The organism is Kamptonema animale CS-326 (assembly GCF_028330895.1).
In the GTDB taxonomy this organism is placed as follows: domain Bacteria; phylum Cyanobacteriota; class Cyanobacteriia; order Cyanobacteriales; family Microcoleaceae; genus Kamptonema; species Kamptonema formosum.
Genome location: NZ_JAQMUA010000426.1, coordinates 1 through 19,346 on the forward strand (window position 1 = coordinate 1; position 19,346 = coordinate 19,346).

General features: G+C 45.8%; 19 protein-coding genes. 9 read left to right on the forward strand and 10 right to left on the reverse strand.

Going from position 1 to position 19,346, the window contains the following annotated elements:
• Positions 1–104 precede the first annotated feature (104 nt).
• Both PN499_RS24935 and ftsZ read left to right on the forward strand, forming a co-directional pair.
• Positions 105–971 (forward strand): cell division protein FtsQ/DivIB, encoded by an 867-nt coding sequence (locus PN499_RS24935; protein WP_272035608.1) that lies wholly within the window; start codon positions 105–107, stop codon positions 969–971.
• Between the two features lie 143 nt (positions 972–1,114).
• Positions 1,115–2,377 carry a cell division protein FtsZ gene (gene ftsZ / locus PN499_RS24940; protein ID WP_272035610.1) on the forward strand — a complete coding sequence of 421 codons (1,263 nt, stop codon included), beginning with the start codon at positions 1,115–1,117 and terminating at the stop codon, positions 2,375–2,377.
• A gap of 222 nt (positions 2,378–2,599) precedes the next feature.
• Here the strand turns inward: ftsZ and PN499_RS24945 are convergent, their stop codons facing one another.
• Positions 2,600–3,388, reverse strand: coding sequence for an MBL fold metallo-hydrolase (locus PN499_RS24945; protein WP_272035612.1), 789 nt, complete (start codon positions 3,386–3,388; stop codon positions 2,600–2,602).
• 104 nt (positions 3,389–3,492) lie between these two features.
• Here PN499_RS24945 and PN499_RS24950 point away from each other — a divergent pair, with 104 nt between their 5' ends.
• Positions 3,493–3,642 carry a hypothetical protein gene (locus tag PN499_RS24950; RefSeq protein WP_272035614.1) on the forward strand — a complete coding sequence of 50 codons (150 nt, stop codon included), beginning with the start codon at positions 3,493–3,495 and terminating at the stop codon, positions 3,640–3,642.
• Positions 3,643–3,820: 178 nt separating this feature from the next.
• Here PN499_RS24950 and PN499_RS24955 read toward each other — a convergent pair whose 3' ends face one another.
• On the reverse strand, positions 3,821–4,429 hold the full coding sequence (locus PN499_RS24955) for a fasciclin domain-containing protein (RefSeq protein WP_272035616.1): 609 nt from the start codon (positions 4,427–4,429) through the stop codon (positions 3,821–3,823).
• A gap of 613 nt (positions 4,430–5,042) precedes the next feature.
• Complete coding sequence (locus PN499_RS24960) at positions 5,043–5,177, reverse strand: hypothetical protein (protein ID WP_272035618.1); 135 nt, start codon at positions 5,175–5,177, stop codon at positions 5,043–5,045.
• A gap of 81 nt (positions 5,178–5,258) precedes the next feature.
• Here PN499_RS24960 and PN499_RS24965 point away from each other — a divergent pair, with 81 nt between their 5' ends.
• From PN499_RS24965 to PN499_RS24980, 4 genes are all read left to right on the forward strand, one after another.
• Complete coding sequence (locus PN499_RS24965) at positions 5,259–5,408, forward strand: hypothetical protein (protein ID WP_272035620.1); 150 nt, start codon at positions 5,259–5,261, stop codon at positions 5,406–5,408.
• Positions 5,409–5,470: 62 nt separating this feature from the next.
• A complete protein-coding gene (locus PN499_RS24970; RefSeq protein ID WP_272035622.1) occupies positions 5,471–9,547 on the forward strand; it encodes a CHAT domain-containing protein in 4,077 nt (1,358 codons plus the stop codon).
• 271 nt (positions 9,548–9,818) lie between these two features.
• Positions 9,819–10,190 carry a hypothetical protein gene (locus tag PN499_RS24975; RefSeq protein ID WP_272035624.1) on the forward strand — a complete coding sequence of 124 codons (372 nt, stop codon included), beginning with the start codon at positions 9,819–9,821 and terminating at the stop codon, positions 10,188–10,190.
• A gap of 278 nt (positions 10,191–10,468) precedes the next feature.
• Positions 10,469–10,666 carry a DUF2949 domain-containing protein gene (locus tag PN499_RS24980; RefSeq protein WP_007355202.1) on the forward strand — a complete coding sequence of 66 codons (198 nt, stop codon included), beginning with the start codon at positions 10,469–10,471 and terminating at the stop codon, positions 10,664–10,666.
• A 265-nt stretch (positions 10,667–10,931) separates the two neighbouring features.
• Here PN499_RS24980 and PN499_RS24985 read toward each other — a convergent pair whose 3' ends face one another.
• Positions 10,932–11,174, reverse strand: a complete 243-nt coding sequence (locus PN499_RS24985) for a hypothetical protein (protein ID WP_007355203.1) — start codon at positions 11,172–11,174, stop codon at positions 10,932–10,934.
• Positions 11,175–11,296: 122 nt separating this feature from the next.
• Between PN499_RS24985 and PN499_RS24990 the strand changes: the two genes are divergently transcribed.
• Entirely contained in the window at positions 11,297–11,803 is a 507-nt protein-coding gene (locus tag PN499_RS24990; protein ID WP_272035625.1) for a hypothetical protein, read from the forward strand.
• 164 nt (positions 11,804–11,967) lie between these two features.
• Here the strand turns inward: PN499_RS24990 and ygfZ are convergent, their stop codons facing one another.
• The 4 genes from ygfZ to PN499_RS25010 form a co-directional block, all read right to left on the reverse strand.
• Complete coding sequence (gene ygfZ, locus PN499_RS24995; RefSeq protein WP_272035626.1) at positions 11,968–13,029, reverse strand: CAF17-like 4Fe-4S cluster assembly/insertion protein YgfZ; 1,062 nt, start codon at positions 13,027–13,029, stop codon at positions 11,968–11,970.
• Positions 13,030–13,097: 68 nt separating this feature from the next.
• Positions 13,098–13,478, reverse strand: coding sequence for a hypothetical protein (locus tag PN499_RS25000; protein ID WP_272035627.1), 381 nt, complete (start codon positions 13,476–13,478; stop codon positions 13,098–13,100).
• Between the two features lie 68 nt (positions 13,479–13,546).
• Positions 13,547–14,389: a transglutaminase-like domain-containing protein gene (locus PN499_RS25005; RefSeq protein WP_272035629.1), complete on the reverse strand. Its 843-nt coding sequence runs from the start codon at positions 14,387–14,389 to the stop codon at positions 13,547–13,549.
• A gap of 456 nt (positions 14,390–14,845) precedes the next feature.
• Positions 14,846–15,070, reverse strand: a complete 225-nt coding sequence (locus PN499_RS25010) for a hypothetical protein (RefSeq protein ID WP_007355209.1) — start codon at positions 15,068–15,070, stop codon at positions 14,846–14,848.
• A gap of 103 nt (positions 15,071–15,173) precedes the next feature.
• Here PN499_RS25010 and PN499_RS25015 point away from each other — a divergent pair, with 103 nt between their 5' ends.
• Complete coding sequence (locus PN499_RS25015; RefSeq protein WP_272035632.1) at positions 15,174–15,305, forward strand: hypothetical protein; 132 nt, start codon at positions 15,174–15,176, stop codon at positions 15,303–15,305.
• Positions 15,306–15,429: 124 nt separating this feature from the next.
• Here the strand turns inward: PN499_RS25015 and infB are convergent, their stop codons facing one another.
• Together infB and PN499_RS25025 are read right to left on the reverse strand one after the other, a co-directional pair.
• A complete protein-coding gene (gene infB, locus PN499_RS25020) occupies positions 15,430–18,573 on the reverse strand; it encodes a translation initiation factor IF-2 (protein WP_272035634.1) in 3,144 nt (1,047 codons plus the stop codon).
• A gap of 277 nt (positions 18,574–18,850) precedes the next feature.
• A partial coding sequence (locus tag PN499_RS25025) for a YlxR family protein (protein WP_272035636.1) occupies positions 18,851–19,346 on the reverse strand: 496 nt, incomplete at its 5' end.

The window sequence follows — 19,346 nt, forward strand, 5'->3', positions numbered from 1 at the left end:
CATTAGCAATTAGCCATTAGCAATTAGCCATTAGCAATGTGGGTAATTTTACGAGGATCTGGTTAAATTATTAGGGGAAACGGGAGGCTAGGAATAAAGGGTAGATGGCTAGTTTTGCATCAGTTTCTCAAACGGAGTTAGGGCGCAGGCGCAACCAGTTGCGCCGCCAAAGGCGCTTGAAATTGGTTCAGGGAATTTGGCAAGCATTGGCAGTCAGTACCTTTGCAGGAGGTTTGCTCTGGGGCATCGCTCAGCCTGTTTGGTTGATTACCAAACCGGAGCAGGTTAAGGTTGAGGGCAATCAGTGGCTTTCTGACCGTGCGGTGATGTCTTTGTTGCCGCTGTCTTATCCCCAGTCTGTGTGGGGGATTCAGCCTCAAGCTCTGGCTAAAAAACTGGAGTCAACTGGGCCGATCGCTAAAGCAAAGGTGATTCGTCATTTGTTTCCCCCATCCTTGAGGGTAGAAGTGCAGGAACGTCTGCCTGTGGCGATCGCTCAACCTGTGATGGCATTAACACCCACACAGGAAACACAGAAGGCTGGCTGGCTCGATGCCAATGGGGGCTGGATGCCTTTGGAGAGCTATACTGCGGATAAGCGATCGGGTACCGTCTCTGAAAGCGGTAGTGCCTCTAAGGGAGCAGGAAGCTCGCACTCCATGCCTACTCTCAAAATCATCGGCCGCTTAGAACTCTATCGCGTCTATTGGCCTCAATTTTACTCTGCACTTAGTCGCAGTCCTGTGAAAGTATTTGAGGTTGATTGGCAAAATCCGGGAAATTTAATCTTGACGACGGAACTGGGTATTGTACATTTGGGGCCCTACAGTTCCCGAATGGCTGAGCAGCTTACTGTTTTGGACAAGATGCGGCAATTGCCAAAAAAACTGGATTCAAGCAAAATTGGTTACATCGATCTGAAAAATCCAGCTTCGCCGATGATTCATATCCCGGAGCAGGAAAAACAGTAGATGCGATCGTTGGCTTCGGGCCCAAGTTAGCTTACAGTTAAGTATCAACTTTTTTGTTGTGGATTTACACCCATTAAAAAAGTTGTCCTTAAGAATCCCCGCGTCTTTAGACCGGGGAATGTCAATTATCATCCCCGATTCTAATGACTCTTAATTATAGACAAGGGTCTGGCCAGGACAGCACCCATTCGGAAGAACAAGCAAATTTTACCCTGGCAGTAGATTCTGCTAATCCCTTTGGACGCAAGTCTGGGATATATTTAGGAGATCCTAATATCGATATTAAAGCCATGCCCCGCGAAGAATCTAGGAGTGGCGATATTGTGCCAAGTAGTGCAGCAAGAATTAAAGTGATTGGTGTCGGCGGGGGTGGAAACAATGCCGTTAACCGCATGATCGCCAGCGAAGTTGCAGGTGTAGAGTTTTGGACGCTGAACACTGATGCCCAAGCTCTGTCTCTGTCTAATGCACTCAAACGCTTGCAAGTAGGACAAAAGTTGACTCGTGGCCTGGGGGCGGGGGGCAATCCTGCCATTGGCCAGAAGGCGGCTGAGGAGTCTCGCGATGAGATTGTTAATGCTTTAAGCAATTCTGACTTGGTTTTCATCACGGCTGGTATGGGGGGCGGCACTGGTACCGGTGCGGCTCCGATTGTGGCTGAGGTGGCTAAGGAAATGGGAGCTCTGACAGTCGGTGTAGTGACGCGGCCTTTCACTTTTGAGGGTCGCCGCCGTACCAGCCAAGCGGATGAGGGCATTGCTGCTCTGCAAAGCCGCGTGGATACGCTGATCGTCATCCCGAATGATAAGCTTTTGTCTGTGATTTCTGAACAAATGCCTGTTCAAGAAGCTTTCCGTGTTGCGGACGATATTCTGCGGCAAGGGGTACAGGGCATCTCTGACATTATTACGGTTCCGGGCTTGGTCAATGTTGACTTTGCTGATGTCCGTGCTGTAATGGCGGATGCTGGTTCGGCTTTGATGGGTATTGGTTTGGGATCTGGAAAGTCACGGGCTCGTGAAGCGGCGATGCAGGCTATTTCTTCGCCTTTGTTGGAGGCTTCGTCGATTGAGGGCGCACGGGGTGTTGTTTTCAACATTACTGGCGGTACTGATATGACTCTCCATGAGGTGAATGCAGCGGCTGAGACGATTTATGAGGTAGTCGATCCTAATGCCAATATTATTTTTGGGGCAGTAATTGATGAGCGACTTCAAGGCGAAATCAAGATTACTGTGATTGCTACTGGTTTTTCGGGCGAGGTGCTCTCGGTGCCAACGGTTAAGGAGATTGGGGTACGTCGGTCTAATACTTCTAGTCCTGCTGCTACTCCGACACCCGATCCGAAAGTGCCGGCGGGATTGGATATTCCTGAGTTTCTCCGAAATCGCCGACCGCCAAGGTAGGGTTTTGTTAATGGGTAATGGCTAGTTGCTAATTGCTAATGGCTAATTGCTAATGGCTAATTGCTAATTGCTAATTACCCATTACCAGTTACCGATCGCTAATCTTCGATCCGGAAACTGGAGTGCTTAAATAGGGCAAGACTTACGCACTTAACTACAATTTTCTGTCATTACAATTTTCTGTAATGGCTAAGGTAGTTAGGCTATCTTAAACCCTAGATTTCATGTGGATACTGGCTTGTTTAAGGGTGAAAATTCGAGGGTTTCGCCTGGGGCGGGGGTTAGCAGTTGGGTGGGGAGTTCAGAGGCGGCGAGGCGATCGCGAAATTCTTCTACGCTGCCAATTGTCTTAATTAACATTGGTAAAATACCGCTGGCTCGAATGTCGCCGAGGGCAGTGGGTACGAAATATCTAGGTTTTAAGGTTTGGGCGAGGTTGAGGGCTTCTGTTGGGCCCATGATAATTTGTCCTAGAAGTGGGAAGATTTGACCGATGACAGGTGCGATCGCGACATCAATTCTTCCTAGTCGCTCTTTTATTCCCTTAAATGGTGAAAAGTGCGGTTCGTAATAAATTGTCTCGTCGGTAGTTAAGTCTTTAAGCAAATAGCCGTTTTCTACCTGGCCCGGTTGGATTTCTGCTCCGGGAACGGCGATAATTTGTAATTTATCTTGGATAAACTCTTGCCAATTTGACAAAGATGCGATACTTTTATAACCTAAACTACTGAGGACTTTGGTAGCAGTAGGAGAGGCAACAGCAGGAATGGTGCGATCGAGTTGTTTTAAAGTAGGTTTGTGACAGTGATCGTCTAGACCTTGACTAATGAGAATTAAGTCGATTGCTGGTAAAGTATCCGGCGTAAAGGCTGGGGGCTGGACGCGATCGGCGCTAAATAACCAGGGTTGACCGTAAAATACTAGAGGATCGACTAGCCAGGGATCTATTAAGATTGTTTGGTTTGCGATTTGTAAGATCCAAGAGTTGAGGTCAATGCGGGTGAGTTTCATTAATGTTAAGGGTTAGTTGTTGGTGGTTAGTTGTTTGGGGAGCATCCCTTTTTTGAAAAAGACCTAACCCCCAGTTTCCCAGATCGACAAGCTGAGTAGATTAATTGTCGAAAGGATTAATTAAATTTGGCTATTCACCCAAACTAAGCGAAGGATATAACTGGTTTGGCAGGACTAGGGATATTTTGAAACTACGATCGCAACAGAATGTAGGCGCGATCGCGATCGGCGGTTTTAACTTTTCCCACTGTTAGTTACTTAAGTCTCCAAGGCTTCATGAGCGTTAAGAGCTGGCGATCGCTATTTTCCAGAATACAACAACGCAAGAAAACACGCCTCAGCCCCTTTTTCCCTAACCTCTAACCTACTAAAAACTAAAAGGCGCGGTAGAATCGCGCCTTTACAAACTCAGAAATTAGCCTGCTGCTTAACTTAGAACAAGTCAGGAGGCAAAAGCACCTTATCAACTAACACAATCACCCCATTGGCAGTGCGGCGAGACGACTGTATTACGCTAGCGTCATTCAGCGTCACTTTATCGCCAGTCTCATTAAGCTGAATTTTCACGGGCATACCTGCGGCAGTTTGCACCACACCGGCCTCTATTTCCTTGGCCGTAACTTGACCCGCAACTACGTGGTAGTTCAGCACCTTAGCCAATTTGTCCTTATTCTCTGGTTTAAACAACTTCTCCCGGATGTCCGCAGGTAAAGCTGCAAACGCTTCATCTGTTGGTACAAAAACAGTAAACAGCACCTTATTGGGGTCTGCTTGGTCTTTTACACGGAAGTTGTCAGTTAAACCAGCCTTTTTCACAGCCTCAGCAAAGGCTTGGAAGTCTCGGTAATACTTGATTGCCGAATCCAGTTCGCCAGCAATCGTACCGTCAACGCTGCGGCTTGTACCACCAGAAGGGTTAAAGATACTGGCGGAGTAGTTGAACTGCGCCAACACCGGTACAGTAATCAGGGCGCTGACACCAAGAGCAGCTACAGCACCAGTGAGCTTTTTAATCCAATTTGTCTGATTTTGGGAATCCATCGCTTTTTTCTCCAAATTACGGCTGGATGCCCCCTGATCTTATCCTCTCAGAGCTTGAACCTTTGTCTGCTGAAAGACCACATCCTTGAGCACATAAGCAAAGGAAAGCTTTTGCTTGGGTCAAACGCGAATTTTATAGCTGTGCTTGTATGGCATAGCTGTTACTCTAAGCTTTGACATCTATCCGTGTATATAAAAAGATTCTACATGATGAGGGGTGAAATACATAGAGGGTAATAAAAAATTTTTATAAAACTTAAATCTATCGAGAATTTGTTTCCCCCTAGATAGGGAAGTGGGATACAATGGCTGTGGGGTTACACCCCCCATCCAGGGTAATTGTAAATATGTTAAGGGTGTCGTTCGGTCGCTAGGCAGAGAAAAAATTTTTTGGCATCTACAGTAAAAAGTAACAACTCGAAATCCAGAAGAAACGAGTAAGGGACAAATCAGGAGCTATACAGGGCATTGAGTTTGCATCTCTCGCTGTGCTTTTCCCATGACGTAAGCATGAACTTGAAAAGCACATCGAACACCTGCGCCAAAAAATAGCGAAGGAAAGCGATCGCGTGGGTTCAGACTTCCAGCATCAAGGTTTAACCCAAATTGCTAGTTACTTCTGCCCGATCCAGGCACGGGCGGCAGAAGAGTTAAACGGCACGACATCTACCAAGTCAGTGATACTCAAAATCTCCCTAGCAAGAAACTGCAAATTATCTACTCCTTCTTGCTGAATGCGATCGGTCAAAAGAGAAAGTTATTTGTTGAAGTCTCAGGCTACCTGTGATTTCAAACTTTACTTGGTTAGGCTATTGGTATCACTCTTTGAATGTCATTACTCATTGGTCTAGGGCTTACGCAAAACTACCATTTTCCGTTGCAAAGGCAAGTGCCTGCGGGTAGCGCTTACGAAGCGAAGCAAACCCAAACTTTGATTTTTTGCGATCCGTCGGTAAGTCCTGTGGTGATGAGTGAGTAAAAACAGACTAATACCTGCTAGAGGCTTAGGAAATTCCTCGGCAATATATAAGGTTGAAAGCGATGAAACCTGAACGTCATATTTATCTGCTAGTAACAACGTTTCCAGCCCCCAATAAAACCTTTAAAAAACAAGAGAATGGTGGCTATCGGTTGTGGGATCTTGGCAAGAAATCCTCTTTTCTATTACCTCTTGCCTCTTGTTTGCTGCCATCTTTAGTACAGGCTCAGCCTATTGTGCCAGCAGCAGACGGTACGAACACTACCGTTACCCCTGAAGGAAATCGCTTCAACATTAGCGGGGGTCAATTATCTAGAGATGGCTCGAATCTGTTTCACAGTTTCCAGCGATTCGGTCTCTCTCAAGGTCAGATTGCAAACTTTCTTTCCAATGACACGATTAGAAATATTTTAGCTCGCGTCACTGGCGGAGAAGCCTCAGTTATTAATGGCTTAATTCAACTTACAGGAGGTAATTCTAACTTATTCTTAGTCAATCCAGCCGGGATTGTATTTGGGCAGAATGCTCAACTGAATGTACCAGCTTCTTTTACCGCTACCACAGCCAGCGGCATTGGATTTGGTGACAACTGGTTTCAGGCTTTTGGGGCTAACAATTACTCAAATTTACTGGGAACACCGAGTGCTTTTGCTTTCCCAAATTCCGATCCAGCGGCGATTGTTAATGCTGGCAATTTGACAGTCGAAGCAGGTCAGAATATAACCTTGATCGGCGGTACTGTAATCAGTATCGGCACTTTGGAAGCACCCGGTGGCACTATTACTTTAGCTGCTGTTTCCGGCGAGAAAATAGTACGGATTAGCCAAGATGGGCGGCTGCTAAATTTAGAAATTGCACCTCTGTCGGCAGAATCAGGAATTTTAACTCCTGATGCCAGAAATTTTATGCCACTTTCTTTGCCACAAATGTTGACAGGTGGAAGTAGCAGCCATGCAACAGGAATATCAGTCAATACTGACGGGCAAGTGGTACTCACAGGTGGGATGCCTGTGCAGGAGGGGGCGGTAATTGTGGCTGGTAATATAGATGCTTCCAGTTCAGATCGAGCGCCAACTTTACACATGGGAGGAACCGTTGAAATTTTGGGCGATCGCATTTTCCTCAATAGTGCCAAAATTGACGTTTCAGGTATTAATGGCGGCGGTACAGTCAAAATCGGCAATGGGAAAATAACTACTAATTCAGAATTTTTAAATGCACCAGAAATTCATGTCAGTAGCGATTCTGAGATTGCCGCTAACGGTGGAGTTAATGGTAATGGCGGTGACATCATAATCGGTCGATGGGGAGGTTTAGCAACAACTGATTTTAAGGGGCAAATTAGCGCACGCGGTGGCAGCAATTCAGGTGACGGTGGCACTGTTGAAATTTCAGGTAGTGGTACTTTCGTCGGCACTGTAGATTTAAGCGCTACCAACGGCAATACTGGCAGCATCCAGCTTAATGCGGAAAATATTGTAGTTGCGCCCGATTCAACCGATAGCCAACAATTAATTGACAGCCAAAAATTGATAATTCCTCAAACAACACTGGAAAATATAACCGCTAATGCTGATGTGGTCATCAATGCTAATAACGATATTACTATTAACAATTTAGCAGAAAGACCTATCAATTTAAATCCTAATGGTGAGGCAAGATCGATGACATTTGTCGCCGATGCTGATAGCAATGGCATTGGCTCATTTTCTACAAGTAACCCTCAATCGGCAATTTTAACCAATGGAGCCGCACTGAGTATTTCCGGTCAAAATTTAACAATTGGTAAAATAAATGCCAGTGGTGGAGCTATTAACCTGACTGGGAATGATATTAGTTTCAGGGGTGGAGAAAGTTCGATTTCCAGCGCTGGCGGCTCGATCTTGATTGCGCCAAGGACGGCAGAACAAGCCATACAAATTGGTGGTATAGCACAAAATATTCCCAATACCCTAAATCTGGAAAATTCAGATCTGGCAGCTTTGGATAACGGCTTCAAAGCAATTACAATTGGTAGATTAGAAGGTAGAGGTGCAATTACTGTCAATGCGGTGCAAGTAAATGACCCCCTAACCTTACAGTCGCCTGGCGGAACTGTGGCAGTTCAAGGGGAAATTATTGCCAAAGATGATGCCTCTGTGACTATAAATGCACAGTCAACGACGCTGAATGCCAATATTACGACTAACAATAGCGATATTAATATTAATAGTGCAGTTACTCTCACCAATGATGTTTCTTTGAAAACGGGTGAAAGTGGCGGGAATATTGCGATTTCCTCGACATTAAACAGTAAAGAAAATGCAGCTCATAACCTGGCATTAAATGCTGGGACAGGCAATATTACCTTTAAAGGTGCGGTAGGTACTGGCGAAAATCAACAACTAGGGAATCTTTCCATCGAAAGTGCTAACAACGTACAAGCTGATGCAGTTATTGCAGCGGGAAGCGTGCAGCAGTCAGTAGGTGTTGGTAAAACTACTCTTGGTGAAGTACAAACAACAGCTCCCAATGGTGTTGATATTACTACAGGTGGTGACATCCAAACGGGAAATATTACTGCCAATGCCGGTGATATTCGCTTGACAAGTCAAACTGGAAATGTCACCGTTGGCATCCTAAATTCATCTGCCAGAGTGCATGAACGTTCAGGTAATATTAATGTCAATGCTGCTGGTCATATCAGCGCAGGTTCAGTTATTTCCTTTGGCTTTGAGCGTGGAGGAGATATCAGTCTCACCAGTAAAAATGGTGGCATTGCAGTGGAATCGATTAATGCTGGAAGTAAAAGTGGTAACACTGGTAGTGTCCATGTAAAAACTGCCCAGTATTTCCGGGTTTTGAATGATGAAACAAAGGTGGAAAATCCTGGTTTACCTGTTCACAGTCAGCAAGCCAAAGTTAACAGTCAACAAATAACTGATACCTACGCTTCGATCGTACAAATAGAGCAAATTCGCAGTCAGGAAATTGGGAATCAATTTGCCGTTAATGTTAAACCATTGAACGGTCATAATATCCAAGCATCTCTCACTACAATTGCACAGCAAACGGGGAAAAAGCCAGCCGTAATTTATGTTGTATCTCGCCCTGAGCAGTTAGAATTAGTGTTGCTAACTCCCAATGGTAAGCCGGTATTTAAAAGTATACCTGCTGCGAATAGCGATGCACTACGGCGACAGGTACAAAAGTTAATTGGTGGAGTGAGCCACCGTCCCGATGAAAGTAGCGCCAACAGTTATTTAAGTGCTTCTCAACAACTTTATCAGTGGTTAATTGCACCTTTAGCTGAAGAGTTAGAAAAGCAGAAAATAGATACTCTGGCATTTTCTCTAGATCCAGGAATGCGGAGTTTGCCTTTGGCTGCTCTCCACGATGGGAAACAATTTTTAGTGCAAAAGTATAGTCTCGGTTTGATTCCCAGTATTAATTTGACTGATACAAGCTATCAAAATATTAATAATTTCTCGGTTCTAGCAATGGGTGCTTCGCAATTTAAAGACCCGCAAGTTGTACCTTTGCCTGCTGTACCTGTGGAGTTATCTACAATTACGCAAGATCGGGGCGGTCGTTCTTTCTTAAATCAAGAGTTTACTTTAGATAATCTCAAGGCACAACAATCTAGGGGACAATTTGGAATTATTCACTTAGCAACTCATGGCTCTTTTGACCCAAGTATGCCTAGTAATTCTTATATTCAAATGTGGGATGGAAAACTGCGGTTTGAGCAGTTGCGGGAGTTAGGAAAGCAGCGGTTAGAGTTATTGGTTTTGAGTGCTTGCGAGACGGCTTTTGGTAGTCAAGATGCGGAGTTAGGTTTTGCAGGTTTGGCAGTGCAGTCAGGCGTTAAGTCGGTATTGGCGAGTTTATGGCAAGTTGATGATGCTGGTACTTTGGGGTTGATGAGTGAGTTTTATCGCCAGTTGAGTTTGCAAGGGTTGACTGTAAAGGCGGAGGCTTTGAGACAGGCGCAAATTGCGATGATTGAGGGCGATTTGCGCGTGGAGGGAGGGCAGTTGCGGAGTACCAGTCGCGGAGGAGAGGCTGTTAATTTGCCATCAAGTGAGGGGCAAGTTGTAGGGAATTTATCACATCCTTATTACTGGGCTTCTTTTACGATGATTGGTAGTCCTTGGTAGGTGGTTTGATAACTGAGTTGGTAACGGATTTAACTGATGAGTGATTTGTTGGTAAGTTTTTACACATTTAAAACCTGAATATTAATTCACTTACCAATTCCAAAACATAACAACTTTTGATAGATGTCAGTTTATTTGTGCCTAGCTATAATTAATCTATAGCAACCGCAAGGTGGTTAGGACATTCTGGGTTCTTGAAACCCTTGATTCTATTCCCTTCTTCCCCTAGTCCCTAGCCCCTAGCTATACAGGATGTAAATAGGAGAAATTGATGATGAATAAAGTTATCACTACTCTGCAACTGAGTGCGATTTTGCTGGCTTTGATGCCTGCTGCTCAAGCACAAGAAACTGTGCCGCAATTAAGCCAAATTGCTGAACCGACTTTATCGGGGGATTCGCTGAGGACGGTTGAGGGAAGAACCCTAGATTCTGATTACCAAAATTTTATCTCTCAACCAGAAAACAGGAGGAATTCTACTGGTAATGGTGAGAGTTTGGGGGATGAGTTTCGCATCAAGCTGGGTCAGGATGTAGATGTTGTTACCAGTCCTTCCGATGCTCAGCGTCAAGGAAGTCCTTTACCTGCCAATCAAAGTAATAATGGCTCTGATGCGTCGGTTCAGCTTCAGTTAGGGCTTTAGCAATCTCAGCCAATTTTAGGTGGTGTTTATGCAATTTTGGAAGTTTGGTTTGAGGAGAGCTCCCTGGAAATAGGGGAGCTTTGCTTTATATGAGATCCAAGAATTTTTTATAAGTGAGCGATTTGTGACCGGGATCACGCCTTTAGCTTTACTTTATCACATGATGAAACAGTTTTTTATCACAGAGAGTTACACAGTTAGTATTAAAATTAAATTCAGTTAGTTTCTAATTAAACTTATTTTGTTACATCAATTTACAAAACGGCGGAAAACTTACTATGAAATCTACAACAGAGGCTCAATTGATTAATTTTTTACGGGGGGAATTGGCGATTCCGATGGCTGCGATCGCGATCGCTCTCCGACATGGAGATCGGGATGTTAGCCAATTGCCGATGATTCTTTGGCAGTATGGGTTGGTGAGTTTGGAACAGTTAAATACAATCTTTGATTGGTTGGCAACAGTAAGTAATTAAGACTTTGGGGAGCTACGGGTTATAGTTTCCGAGCTACTATAGCAACCGCCCTGGCGGTTACAATGCTCCGATGCTCAGGGCGAGGGGCTAGGGAAAGAAAGGGAAGAGGAGAAGAGAGGAAGAGAGTTGCTCGCGGCGGACATCCTTGAACAGCATTGTAATAGGCACACGAATCTCCTTCAAAAACTTTACTTTCGCTTTGAAAGTTAGTGGAGTTTGACATCAGTTACAATTAATTAATCTGAGATTTGAAGTAGAGTTGATATTACTTAGGGTTGAGGCGTTTAGAAATTTGGCTAACTATACCGCTAAGAATCGCTCCTCCCATAAGAATGCCAATTGCTGGTGTAAATAAGGGCTGCCACAGTGAATACCAAAGGTCAAAGCCGAGATTTACCCCGACTGAGCGTCCAAAGACTGCGATCGCAAACCATCCAAAGCTGAGCAAGACTAAGAATACATTAGCTACTAACAAAATATTTAGCCAATTGAGAAATTTATCTTTCATTGTTCGCTCTATTGATTCATAATTGAACTATCCCTGAGCTAAAGCCAAGGAGTTTTGATATCATTTTGATATCATTTTCTTATAAGATATCATTTAATTGTTGCTATACAGTCTGTGAAAATATGGTTCGCTACACACTTGCACAAAGCCCAGAAGTTATTCTGACTGTCAAGGGCAGAGATTCAGTCAAAGCTCGCGAAGAAGCGATGGATCAGCTCATGGAACTAATGGACGCAGGCTCGCTCACTACGGAGCTCAAGGAGGGATTTGGACCAAAGCAGTTTATTGAGGTGAAAGAACCCGAAGATAGTGGTTCTGATGAAGAGGACGGCATTACTCAGGCTGTACAAATTCTCAGTAATCTAGCTACTTTGAAGCTAAAAGTGATGGAATCTCGCGATGAAGCCCTCAAGGTTCGGGCTGCGATCGATATTCTATTTACGGATGAGGCTGTAAGTGTTGAAGAGATTGCGAACCTCAAAGATGGCTTCAAGGTTCTTAAAAATTTTGCTCAAGCTAATGTTCGGTACCGAGAAGCTAGAGCAAAAGCTGAGGATGCTCGTGCAGTTCTCGATGCAGCTTTACAATCTAATGAACCCGATGTTAAACAATCAAATACTGGGAAGTAAGTAAAAGGAAAAAGGACGAAGGAAAAAGAACTTAGTCAGAGGATTGTGTTTTTGTAGGAGCGAAGCATTCACGACTAAAATCTGTTGTATGTTATAGATCGGATCTGGTCGCGAATGCTTCGCTCCTACGGATATATTTACAAATTACAGCAATTTTAATTTAATTAAGTTGCCGACAACAAAAAGGGTAAATCCACAACTTCTCCTTCAATTTCTCCTACCTGTACTTTCAAGCCTTCACCGCCAGCTTTAGTACGGATATAGGCAAGACCAAAAGGCCCATCATCAGTCACAACAAAACTGGTTAGCTTCCCAACTTTTTCTTCTCCAATTGTCACCGCTGCACCCACCTCTGCCTCACCGCTCAAACGAAGGCCCCAAAGCTGTTGTTTCACTCCTTTATATGTATTTAAACGAGCAATTGTTTCTTGACCGATGTAGCAGCCTTTATCATAAGAAATAGTATGTAAAAGACGAGCTTCTAGAGGGTTATATTCATCTGTTAGTTCAAAGTCGGGAGCTGGTCTTCCTTGCTCGATTCGCAGGTGTTCCCACACGCGATCGCCTGCGGGGATTGCCCCATTTTGTACTAATTTATCCCAAAGATTTGCTGCCTGGTTTCCATCAACAATAATCGTATAGCCGCTAGTTGCTAAACCGCTACCAACAACAACGCGAATACTACTTTCAGTGGCAGTATTTTCTATTAGTTTGTGAGTGCCGTAAGGTTTGCCTTCAATACCCGTTATCCCCAATTTATCTAATAGTTTATTACTATGGGGCCCAATCAGATTAAAGGTAGCAGTAGCATCAGTTACATCTTTAAGTTCCACTTTATCCATTGGGAAAATATATCGATCTAGCAACTCTAAGAGTTTTTGACGGCGGTTAGGGGAAACTAGCAACAGAACTTTATTTTCTGTAATAATCGCGGTGGCAAGATCGATTGTCCGGGCGGTAGAGGTGACAAAAACGGTGTCACAGCCTTGTCCCGGTTGCAGGATATTGAAATTGTTGGTACTTTGGTTATGTAAGAAGCGGAGGCGGTCTTCACCTGAAACTTCTAGCCGTCCCCAGTGAGTGCGATCGCACAAGATAACGCCTTGGCGGGATGCTAGAATAGCCTCAGCATCATTGCCAAAACTAACAGGGACATTTACCTGGGTAACTGAGGAAATAAATTCTGCACCTGCGGATGCTTGAATGTCGCGCAATTCTTGAATCATAAATTTAATTAAACAGATTAAATTATTCAGCCATTAACAGTTAGCCGTTAACAGTTAACAGTTAACAATTAACTAGGCAATTGTGCAAACATATCCTGTACTAATTGACTGGCTTTTGCCTCAAGGCGGTTCCAATCAACGTTACCAGTTTCCTCAATCAGACTGGTGTCTATCTCAACTTCTACACTTTGGTTTTTTACGTGGGTAAGAGTGTAGTTGCTAAAGCAAACTTGATAACAAAGTTCCCACAAATCAACGCACATTTTTTGGTCTTGATGTTCTAAGCATAACTGATAGCCGGGCACTGGGAGCTGCACCTCTTGATAAGTACCTTTCCAGGCTGATTCATCTAACTGTTTGCGAATGTTATCGATCAGTCGGATCAAGGCTGGCTGCATTAATAGTTCAGCCTGCTGCCACGCGATCGCGTTAGTTATTTTTGGTTTCATAAGAAATAACGTGGAAACCCCTTCTTTGAAATTGAACTGCACTAACCGCAGTTTACAAGGATATAATGTTAAGCAATAGCGATCGCATTTCCTCTACCCTGGGAATCATCCTGCTGGGCGTTACCTTCCGCCACTTCCGCAAATACCCTCATCTCTTTCATCTCTACCGTACCAAAGAGAGTCCCAAAAGATACATCTGCGGCATCCCTACCCGTACCAATGCGGATAATGCCACTCAGAGGTACAAGCCGCGTCGCATCGAACAAATACCAGCGATCGCCGAGGTAAGCTTCAAAACAAGCGTGAAAATCCGGCGGTTCCAGCTTATAAGCATAAGCTGAGACAAAACGAGCAGGTATATTTAATGCTCGACAAAAAGCAATTCCTAAATGGGCGAAATCGCGGCATACGCCGGCTCTTTCAGTTGCAGTATCGTAAGCGGAAGTCTGCGAATTTGTACTCCCAGACAAGTATTTTACTTTATCATAAATCCAATCACAAATAGCCATTACTCTCGAATATCCAGGCTGTAACTCTCCAAACTCAGACTCAGCCAATCCCGCCATTAAATCTGACTGGCAGTAGCGGCTAGGATAGAGGAAATAGAAGGTTTCCGCAGGCAAATTAGCGGGTGCGATTTCTGCGATCGCTTGATCGTCAGCATAAAAGTGGGATAATTCTACCACTGCCCGATACCCAATTTCTAAATCTCCCGGTGTTGCATTTACGCGGATGTAGCGGTTCCCCTCTAGAGGGCTAATATATTCCTCGACTTTTAGCGGTGGCTCTAACTTTAGTTCGTCGTGTAAAATTTTTTGACTGTTAGTCTTGACTGCCTGAATATTAAATATCATTGTTGTGGGTTGAACAAGAGTATATTTGAGTTGACAGCCAATGTTAAATTTTTGCATAAGATTATGTATAGCTGAAGGAAGAAGGAAGAAGGAAGAAGGAAGAAAAATTTAGTTATCTAGGAGAGAAGGAAGAAGGATTTAGTTATCTAGGAGAGAACGATACTGCTACGATACGCTTTAGTCAGTCCAGGCGGACTTTGTTTGTATAGTAGCGTGTTCAACCGCCGAGCGATCGAAGGGGTAATAAACCAGGATTTAGTATTAGGCGCGGTGATTAATTTATGAAATTAATAGATATAGCAGACGAAATCAAATAAGATTGCTATCTGTTTAGCATAGTTTTTTTTGCTTACGGCTAAGGAATCCAATAAAATTATCAGGACTTACGGATTGCGCTTCTTAAGGCCGCCGACGGGCGCTCTCAAATTACCACTGATACGGCGGCGCTACAAATAGATTTAGGTAAGTCCTAATTATGATATTTTTACCAGTTTAAAGCTGTGTTTGCTAAATTTAGTAAGCCAAAGTTTCTAAAGTTTCTCGCAGATAGCTGCGAACTTGTTGATCAAGAGTGACAGTTTCTGGATGCTGCTCAATATCGCGTTCTAGCTGCCACCGTTGAAACCCAGAACTTGCCGCACTTGCTTGTTTCAAGCTTTCCCACATTTCCGAATCTTCGCGAAGTTGGCCTAGCGATGGAGCTTGATATTCTTGAGGAGTAGATGCAGAATTAACCATAGCTTTAATTTCAATCGCTTGTCTGGACTTAAACGATAGCCTTGACTTAGCCTATCTAAAAAAATTATACAACAAAAATCTGCAATAAAATTATTATTCAGAAATGAGTCCTGACTCTTCTTTACCCAGGAATTTTAATGCGATCGCCTCTATTGGCATTGTTAAGAATATTGCTGTATCAGATGCTACAAAGGGTGGATTTGAGGGATTTCTCAGCCTCAAACCGTATTTTTGAGAGTTAAAAGTTTTGAGTTTTGAGTTTTGAATTTTGAGTTAAACAGAAGAGTTGCGATCGCGAGTTCATGCTCAAAACTCCTAACTCCTGTTCCCACTCAAAACTCAAAACTCATCACTCCTCACTATTGAGAAAGCGTCCGTCGCTTCGTCACCATACGGTAGGCTTCAATAATGTCGCCTTCCACCCAACTGTTAAAGGCATTAAGAGAAATACCGCATTCATAGCCTGCGTTGACTTCCTTAACATCTTCCTTCATCCGCTTGAGGGAATCCAGAATGCCTTCATGGAGGATATTAGAGCCTCGGCGTACCCGCACCTTACAGTTGCGAATAATTTTGCCAGAAAGGACATAACAGCCAGCCACAGCCCCGCGACTGATCGGGAACACAGTTCTGACTTCCACTTGGCCTAGAGGTTCTTCTACCAGTTCCGGTTCCAGCAGACCTTCCATTGCCCCTTGAACATCGTCCAAGAGGTTGTAGATGATGTTGTACTCCCGGACATCTACACCTTCGCGATCGGCAGCTTGACGCGCACCGGCGGCGAGGGTAGTGTTGAAGCCAATAATCACGGCTGCACTGGCTGCGGCGAGGTCAACGTCTGTCTCCGTAACTTCTCCAGGTGCAGCTAGTAGCAATCTAAGCTGCACTTCTTTCTGAGGTAGTTGTCGCAGGGCTCCCACGATCGCCTCGACTGACCCTTGGACATCTCCCTTGAGGATCAAATTGAGTTCCTTGAGTTCTCCTTCCTTGGCCTGTTGGGAGAAACCGCTGAGACTGATCCGTCCTTGCAGGAGACGAGATTCTCTGGCTCGATCTACTCTCGCTCCCGCGATCGCAGCAGCTTCCTTTTCATTTTGGAAGACATCGAACTCATCCCCAGCACGGGGAACATCTCGCAGACCCAAGATTTCCACTGCAAAGGACGGGCCAGCGGCCTCTACGCGCTTACCTCGGTCATCAATCATCGCCCGCACCTTACCCAAAGCGGAGCCGGCAACAACAATATCTCCTACCCGCAGCGTGCCATTTTGTACCAGCAGCGTCGCCACTGGCCCTCTTGCCTTATCGAGGTTAGCTTCAATCACCGTTCCCTTAGCAGCACGGTTCGGGTTGGCATGGAGGTCGGCAACTTCTGATACCAGGAGAATCATCTCCAAGAGCGTATCCAGGTTTTCCCCTTGGATAGCACTGACGGGCACCATAATCGTGTCCCCACCCCAGTCTTCTGCAACCAAGCCGTACTGGGTGAGTTCCTGCTTGACGCGCTCCGGTTGAGCGCCTTCCTTGTCTACTTTGTTAATTGCCACAACAATTGGCACTTCGGCAGCTTTGGCGTGGCTGATCGCTTCAATCGTCTGAGGTCTTACCCCATCGTCAGCCGCCACCACCAGCACGGCGATATCTGTCACCCGTGCCCCGCGCGCCCGCATAGCCGTGAAAGCTTCGTGACCAGGAGTATCCAAGAATACTACCTGCTGCATCTTGCCTTCGTGTTCCACGTCTACGTGATAAGCACCGATGTGTTGGGTAATACCTCCTGCTTCTCCCTGAGCCACCTTCGTTTTGCGAATCGAGTCGAGCAAAGTAGTTTTGCCGTGATCTACGTGACCCATGATCGTCACTACCGGCGGACGGCGTTGCAGGTTGTCCAAATCTTCCTCAGAAAGCATTTCAATTACTTTCTTGGCTTCGGCTTCTTTCTCGGCGGTTTCCACCGGGATACCCAACTCTTCAGCGACGACGTGAATCGCGGAAATGTCAAGAGTTTCCGTGATGCTGACTGCCATTCCTTTAGAGAACAGCCGCCTAATAATTTCAGTTTCAGCAACGGCAAGGGCGAGGGCCAGTTCTTGAACAGTCATCGGCCCGCTGAGTACCAGTTTTTCTGGGCGTTCTGCCTTAACTTCCGTCGCTTGGCGGCGGTTCCCTCGGCTTTGACCGCGCTCGGAACTACTAGAGTCTCGTGGTGCTCCCGGTTTTTTATTTTTGGCAGAGGATGGGCCGACTAATGCTGCCACAGGAGCGGCTGCTTTAGGCGCTGCGAAGCCTTTGGGCTTAGAAGGTCTCGCTAAGGAAAGGCTGACCACGATTGGTTCTGGCATTTCCAGACCATTCTCGTTGTCATCGTCGTCTTCATCGATCGGTGGTTTAACGCGAGTGCGTTTGCCCTTGGCTGCAACTTTGGCTGCCTTACCGGGGAAATCTGGACTTTCTTCGTCGTCTTCTTCCCATACCTGGGCTTTTTTCGCGGGACGCGGCAGAGTCGGCCGATCTAGCAGAGATATTTCGACTAGGGGCGTATCTTCTTCCTGTTCGTCGCGGTCATCCCCCATAGCGGCTGTGTCACTGCTACTACCCCGGCGATTTGGCGCGATCGCACCTGGCATCGCGGGAGCATTTCTCCCTGGGCCCGGCCGTCTTGGTTCCTGAGCGGGTTGCGGCCGAGTGGGAGCTGAACCTTCCCGGCGCGGTCTCAAACCTTCTGGAGCTTCACCTCCGGGCGATCGCTGGCCGCGGCTGGGCCGGGCTGGTTTGGCGGGGTGATCCCCTGATTGCCCCTGTTCTGACTGCTCTTGGTCAGTTTTTGCCTGTTTGAGTACCGGCCGAATCCCTTGATTTCCTGGGGCTCGGTTCGGATTTTCATCGGGTCTGACTGGCGGAGATGAGAGTTTCGGCAACGGCGGCGGGGGTGAATTTGTCGCCCTCGCCTGTACCGGAGCCGGAGGGTTGTGGGGAACTACATCTAGAGGCACAATTGCCGGCGCATTTGATTCCCCTGAGTCTTCACCGCCATTTTCGGGCGCAACTCCAGGGGGATTAGCACTCGGCTTTGAGGGAATAGGTCGATTGATGTTTGGTTTGGCGGGGGGCTGGAGCTGTTGAGCTGGCAGTCTGGGGGGAGTTGCCGTTGAAGGCTGGGGGGTTGTGTTCTCCTCATTGCCGGACTGCTTAGAATTTGCACCTGGGCGCACTTTAGGTCTACGTATTTCTAAAATTTGCTGTTTTTTGGGGTCATTAGAACGGGGGCCAGTTTCTCTAGACGGGGAAGCAGCCCGGTCAGGGGGGGCTGGCTTTCCGGGAGCAGAGTGGCTGGCTACGTATTTTTCGGCTGTTTTGCGAATACGTTCAGCGTCTGATTCTGTAATCGTGCTGCTGTGGCTCTTGACTGAAATATTGAGCCCCTCACAAACCGCCAAGATGTCTTTATTATCCAAATTTAGTTCCCGTGATAACTCGTAAATTCTTACTTTGCCGTTGTTCATCCACTCTAGCCCTCTCAGTGCCAACCAGTTTTTACATTGCAATCTACTCTAATGACAACATCGTTTTATTGAGATTAGTGTCAAGAATCGGGGCGCGGGCACTCTGCCAGCGGGCCCGTCGTTTGGACGCAACCTACTGATGTCTGCCGCGAGAGTTGTCTCAAGTCTTTGTGGGAATCTGTGAATTTTGAAGTTTTAGTCCCGGTTTTAGCCGGAATTTGCTTTCGCTATTCGCTGTTCCCGATTGAGCATACCTCTGTTGGTACCCTGCCCTTATCTAATCTGACACAAATCTTTTAAGACTGGTGGGTGGATCGGATCGGGGTTTTGGTGCTGGCTCTGCTGGAAATTCTTCGCTACCCCTGAATGGGGTTTGTGTGAAGGGCCCGGCAGACACCGTATGGGAGGGTGGGGAAGGGGTGGCTAAACGTTGCCAAAGTGTTTGGTACATTTCGTTAGACACAGATGCTTTGAGCGATCGCCCAAGTCGATTTTTTTTTTGAGCTGCTTTGAGGCACTCTGCTTCCGGGCACAGGTAGGCAGAACGACCCATACCCATATCTAATTGTACCTGATGACAAGGATAGAGCCTGACTAATCGCCAAAATGCTTCTTTTGGCCCTAATTTTCTGCAACTGATGCAGCGGCGATAGTTGGGTTTCATCTGTTTTTGTGTGAAGAAGGGGCTAGGGGCTAGGGAAGAAGGAAGAGGGAAGAAAGGAAAGAGGGAGAGGCTTTTTCTTTTCTTCCCTTCTTCCCCTAGTCCCTTAGAC

What these genes read in the sequence shown, in the direction of transcription:
- PN499_RS24935 (WP_272035608.1), top strand. Translation starts at nt 105, where the DNA reads ATGGCTAGTTTTGCATCAGTTTCTCAAACGGAGTTAGGGCGCAGGCGC.
- ftsZ (WP_272035610.1), top strand. Translation starts at nt 1,115, where the DNA reads ATGACTCTTAATTATAGACAAGGGTCTGGCCAGGACAGCACCCATTCG.
- PN499_RS24945 (WP_272035612.1), bottom strand. Translation starts at nt 3,388, where the DNA reads ATGAAACTCACCCGCATTGACCTCAACTCTTGGATCTTACAAATCGCA.
- PN499_RS24955 (WP_272035616.1), bottom strand. Translation starts at nt 4,429, where the DNA reads ATGGATTCCCAAAATCAGACAAATTGGATTAAAAAGCTCACTGGTGCT.
- PN499_RS24965 (WP_272035620.1), top strand. Translation starts at nt 5,259, where the DNA reads ATGTCATTACTCATTGGTCTAGGGCTTACGCAAAACTACCATTTTCCG.
- PN499_RS24970 (WP_272035622.1), top strand. Translation starts at nt 5,471, where the DNA reads ATGAAACCTGAACGTCATATTTATCTGCTAGTAACAACGTTTCCAGCC.
- PN499_RS24975 (WP_272035624.1), top strand. Translation starts at nt 9,819, where the DNA reads ATGATGAATAAAGTTATCACTACTCTGCAACTGAGTGCGATTTTGCTG.
- PN499_RS24980 (WP_007355202.1), top strand. Translation starts at nt 10,469, where the DNA reads ATGAAATCTACAACAGAGGCTCAATTGATTAATTTTTTACGGGGGGAA.
- PN499_RS24985 (WP_007355203.1), bottom strand. Translation starts at nt 11,174, where the DNA reads ATGAAAGATAAATTTCTCAATTGGCTAAATATTTTGTTAGTAGCTAAT.
- PN499_RS24990 (WP_272035625.1), top strand. Translation starts at nt 11,297, where the DNA reads ATGGTTCGCTACACACTTGCACAAAGCCCAGAAGTTATTCTGACTGTC.
- ygfZ (WP_272035626.1), bottom strand. Translation starts at nt 13,029, where the DNA reads ATGATTCAAGAATTGCGCGACATTCAAGCATCCGCAGGTGCAGAATTT.
- PN499_RS25000 (WP_272035627.1), bottom strand. Translation starts at nt 13,478, where the DNA reads ATGAAACCAAAAATAACTAACGCGATCGCGTGGCAGCAGGCTGAACTA.
- PN499_RS25005 (WP_272035629.1), bottom strand. Translation starts at nt 14,389, where the DNA reads ATGCAAAAATTTAACATTGGCTGTCAACTCAAATATACTCTTGTTCAA.
- PN499_RS25010 (WP_007355209.1), bottom strand. Translation starts at nt 15,070, where the DNA reads ATGGTTAATTCTGCATCTACTCCTCAAGAATATCAAGCTCCATCGCTA.
- PN499_RS25015 (WP_272035632.1), top strand. Translation starts at nt 15,174, where the DNA reads ATGAGTCCTGACTCTTCTTTACCCAGGAATTTTAATGCGATCGCCTCT.
- infB (WP_272035634.1), bottom strand. Translation starts at nt 18,573, where the DNA reads ATGAACAACGGCAAAGTAAGAATTTACGAGTTATCACGGGAACTAAAT.